A 4,461-nucleotide genomic window follows, 5' to 3' on the forward strand; every position below is an offset into this window, starting at 1 on the left:
GGCCATCCCCGGCTGAGATCAGAGCAAATTGCAGCTCTGGGTCACCTTGAACCTGATCCGGGTAATGCCGGCGTAGGAAGTTTGAGGATCATAGCGCAATTTTTGCGCCCCTGCATGGTTTTTACCTGTGCAGGGGCGTTTTTTGTGCGCAGATGTGTTTTTATGTACTAATCTTTTTTCACGCGGCCGAAAAAAGCGGCCGGGAAAGGCTGGTACAAACCATGGCAAAATCGACGACCCGCACCCATGCGCTGGTGGAATGCGCACTGATGATCGCGCTGGCCACCATCCTGAGCTACATTCCCATCTTTAAGCTGCCTCACGGCGGTTCCATCACCCTGGTGAGCATGCTGCCCATCATTCTGGTCAGCTTCCGCCGCGGTCCCGCCTGGAGCATTCTCACCGCTTTCGTGTTCAGTCTGATCCAGCTGCTGCTGGGCGTTTCCGACCTGACCTACTGCCAGAGTCTGGGCGCCGTGGTGGGCAGCGTTCTGCTGGACTTCCTGCTCGCCTTCACCGTACTGGGTCTGGCCGGTCTGATCGCCAAGCCCATCCCCAACCGTCTGGCCGGCGTTTGCGTGGGCACTCTGGCGGTTTGCCTGCTGCGTTATCTGTGCAGCTTCCTGTCCGGCTACATCGTCTGGAAGGACTACGATTACGCCTTCGAGTGGATGACCGAATTTGGCTGGGGCGCCCAGATCGCCAGCATGGGCGAGAACGCTCTGTGCTGGCTGTACAGCGCAGTATACAACGGCACCTACATGCTACCGGAGGCTATCCTCACCACTGTAGTGGCCATCGTTCTCTACAAAATGCTGCCCAAACTGTTTGCGCCTCAGGCGTAATTTTTCTTCCAGCCGTGGGAACTTCCTTTTGGGGAAGTTCCCACGGTTTTTTTATTCTTCGCTGTGTCCGCTTTACTGGCATATAATTTTTTGTTATACTGAGGACTGCCCGGTCAGAAATCCGGAGTTCTTTTTGGAAAATGAGGTGCCCCCTTGAAACTGCACTTTTTATGGAAGAGCCTTGCTCTGGCCGCCTGCGCAGCCCTGATGCTCTGCGGCTGCGGAATGTTTACCCCCGAGCCGGAGCCTACTCCCACCCCGGTGCCCACTGCAGTCCCCACCCCCGAACCCACACCGGAACCCACACCCGAGCCCACCGTTAACATGGATGACTTTGGCGGTTACCCGGCCGTAGGCGATGAGCTGGGCCGTATCGTGATTCCCGGCACCAATGTGGACTGCACCATGTACTGGGGTGACAACAAAGCCCAGCTGGACCAGGGCGCAGGCACCTATACCGGAGCACACATCCCCGGTGAAGGCGGGACCATTCTGGCCGGTGCCCACACCAACACCTATTTCCGGGATTTTGAAAATGTGGAACTGGGCGACGAGATCGTGATCACCACCTATTACGGCGAATATCATTATGAGGTGGTGAACATGCAGGTGGCGCTGGACACCGATACCTCGGCCTACGATCTGGAAGCGGACGAGGAAAACGTGATCCTTTATACCTGCTATCCCTTCGGTACCCTGCATCACACCAGCGAGCGCTATTTCATCTACGGCAAATATGTCAGCGGTCCTGTAATCACGGATAACTGATAAAAACCAAAACCGCCCTTTCCGGCATGACCGAAAGGGCGGTTTTCCTTTTATTCTGTTTGATGCGCCACCTGGTCCGCCTGGGTCTTCTGCATGGCTCGCAGCAGCATTCCCTGGCGGCTGGCTGCCTCCTGCAAAGCCACCAGGCAATCCCGTGCAAGAGGTGACAGACCGTATTTTGCCTGCCACAGGGCCACATCCCGATTCATTGCCACCCCGGCACAGCGGCGCTGCACCAGCCCCTGGCGGCGACATTCCGCCTCCGGAAGCGGATTGGACCAGGCATAGCTGCCCGACACACCCCGCAGCAGCTCGTACATACTGGCCCGGTCCTGCACATGGATCCGTCCGGCAGGCTCCTGGGCGGACGTGGAAAATTCCGTACGCTCGGCCAATTGGGCATCTCCCCGCAGGATTTGAGGGTACTGCTGCAGCTGCTCATAGTCCAGCAGCTCCTGCACTGCCAGCGGGTGGCTGAGTGCCATAAGCACACATGGATTGAAGCGCATCAACGTACGGCTGGCAAGGCCCGCCTTAGCAAACAGTTCTTTAAAATAATCATCGTACAGTAACTGGTAGCGTACCACGGCGATCTGCACCTGACCGCGGCTCACCGCATCCAGCGCCTGGGCGGTGGCAGATTCCTGATAGCTCACATTCAACGGTCTTCCCTGCTGCTTTGCCAGAAAAGACGCCAATGCCCGGGTGATATAACCGCTGTGCGGCCCGGCCAGCGCCAAGCGCATGGTTTGTTCATGGGTACGGTAGATACTCTCCAGTTCGTCCACCTGCTGCAGAATGGTCTCGGCATAGCGCAGCAGCTGAGCTGCCTCCACTGTGGGTTCCATCCCCTGTGCCCCTCGCCGGAACAGGCTTACCCCCAGCTCCTTCTCCAGCTCCTTGATGGTCCGGCTCAGATTGGGCTGACTGATATAAAGGTTCTGGGCCGCCTTGGTCACGCTGCCCACCCGCGCGATCTCCAGAACACAGCGCAGTTGCTGCAAATTCATCCGTGTTTCCCCCTTTGTGTAATTTGCTAGCATATTCACACGAAAGATGCGTAAAAACTTTGTAAAAAGCCTCGCATTATATCGTTTTTGATATAGTTTTATTTATATAATACATTACCCGCCAGGATATGGCAATGGTATCATAGGGGTGTCAAGAAAATAACATTCAAACGCCAGCCGCCTTGTGCGGTTTCTTTTCGCCCATTCTGCGTTAAGATTTTAACGTTTAGAACATGTTATTTCATTTTTCGGTATTTTTTGGAGGTAATGAACAATGGCACGTTTTACTCTTCCCCGCGATCTGTATCATGGCAAGGGCTCTTTGGAAGAAATGAAGAACCTGGGTGGCAAGAAGGCTTTCGTCGTTGTAGGCGGCGGCAGCATGAAGCGCTTCGGCTTCCTGGATCGCGCCATCAACGCCCTGAAGGAAGGCGGCATGGAAGTTTACCTGTTTGAGAACGTTGAGCCCGATCCCTCTGTGGAGACCGTTATGCGCGGCGCTGCTGCCATGACCGAGTTCCAGCCCGACTGGATCGTTGCCATGGGCGGTGGTTCCCCCATCGACGCTGCCAAGGCTATGTGGGCTTTCTACGAGTACCCCAATGTGACCTTCGAGGAGCTGTGCATCCCCTTCAACTTCCCCAAGCTGCGCCAGAAGGCTCACTTCTGCGCCATTCCTTCCACCTCCGGTACTGCTACTGAGGTTACCGCTTTCAGCGTAATCACCGACTATGCCAAGGGCATCAAGTATCCTCTGGCCGACTTCAACATCACTCCCGATGTGGCCATCGTTGATCCCGAGCTGGCTGAGAAGATGCCTCCGAAGCTGACCGCTCACACCGGTATGGACGCTATGACCCATGCCATCGAGGCTTACGTTTCCACCTGCAACTGCGATTACACCGATCCTCTGGCTCTGCATGCCATCAAGATGATCCACAACGATCTGGTTGCCAGCTACAACGGCGACATGGATGCTCGTGACCGTATGCACAACGCTCAGTGCCTGGCCGGCATGGCCTTCTCCAACGCTCTGCTGGGCATCGTTCACAGCATGGCTCACAAGACCGGTGCTGCCTTCAGCGGCGGCCACATCGTACACGGCTGCGCCAACGCCATGTACCTGCCCAAGGTCATCAAGTACAACAGCAAGGTTGAGAGCGCTGCCGAGCGTTACGCCGATATCGCCCGCTTCATCAAGCTGGAAGGCAACACCACCGAGGAGCTGGTGGACGCTCTGATCGCTGAGATCAAGAAGATGAACGCCGCACTGAACATCCCCACCTGCATCAAGGAGTACGAGGGCGGCATCATCGACGAGAAGGAATTCATGGAGAAGCTGCCCCAGGTTGCTGAACTGGCCATCAGCGATGCCTGCACCGGTTCCAATCCCCGTCAGCCCAGCCAGGAAGAGATGGAGAAGCTGCTGAAGGCTTGCTACTACGACCTGCCCATCGATTTCTAATCGATTTTCCCGCACTGAATGCCCTCGGTGTATTTACACCGGGGGCATTTATACGTTATAATGTAAGAGGACTGTGCATTTTTCCGGTCCCTCACCGGCTTTTGCATGTATCCGCAAATGCCGGTTTCATTTTGTGAGTGAAAAGGAAGCGATTTGCCATGTTTAAGATCGTTGAACGAAAAGAGTTGAATCCCACGGTCACCAAGCTGGTGATCGAAGCGCCGCTGGTGGCAAAGAAGGCTCAGCCGGGCCAGTTCATCATCGTGCGTGCAAAGGAGGATTCCGAGCGAATCCCCCTGACCGTAGCGGACTACGACCGCGAAGCCGGCACCGTGACCATCATCTTCCAGATCGTGGGCGGCTCCACCATGGA

Annotated in this window: 4 protein-coding genes, 1 pseudogene and 1 riboswitch; of the genes and pseudogenes, 4 read left to right on the forward strand and 1 reads right to left on the reverse strand. The window is 55.9% G+C overall.

The window, feature by feature from the left end; genetic code table 11:
- Positions 1–96, forward strand: a riboswitch (TPP riboswitch). This riboswitch is flagged as partial in the annotation.
- A 125-nt stretch (positions 97–221) separates the two neighbouring features.
- Positions 222–845 carry an ECF transporter S component gene (locus J7G73_RS12385; protein ID WP_291246481.1) on the forward strand — a complete coding sequence of 208 codons (624 nt, stop codon included), beginning with the start codon at positions 222–224 and terminating at the stop codon, positions 843–845.
- A gap of 153 nt (positions 846–998) precedes the next feature.
- Positions 999–1,613, forward strand: a complete 615-nt coding sequence (locus J7G73_RS12390; RefSeq protein ID WP_291246482.1) for a class D sortase — start codon at positions 999–1,001, stop codon at positions 1,611–1,613.
- A 50-nt stretch (positions 1,614–1,663) separates the two neighbouring features.
- Here J7G73_RS12390 and J7G73_RS12395 read toward each other — a convergent pair whose 3' ends face one another.
- Positions 1,664–2,623, reverse strand: a complete 960-nt coding sequence (locus tag J7G73_RS12395; protein ID WP_291246483.1) for a LysR family transcriptional regulator — start codon at positions 2,621–2,623, stop codon at positions 1,664–1,666.
- A 274-nt stretch (positions 2,624–2,897) separates the two neighbouring features.
- Between J7G73_RS12395 and J7G73_RS12400 the strand changes: the two genes are divergently transcribed.
- Both J7G73_RS12400 and J7G73_RS12405 read left to right on the forward strand, forming a co-directional pair.
- Complete coding sequence (locus J7G73_RS12400) at positions 2,898–4,088, forward strand: iron-containing alcohol dehydrogenase (protein WP_291246484.1); 1,191 nt, start codon at positions 2,898–2,900, stop codon at positions 4,086–4,088.
- Positions 4,089–4,246: 158 nt separating this feature from the next.
- A pseudogene (locus J7G73_RS12405) lies at positions 4,247–4,461 on the forward strand (sulfide/dihydroorotate dehydrogenase-like FAD/NAD-binding protein); the annotation flags it as partial.

It is taken from the genome of Allofournierella sp. (genome assembly GCF_017889395.1).
GTDB lineage: Bacteria > Bacillota > Clostridia > Oscillospirales > Ruminococcaceae > Allofournierella.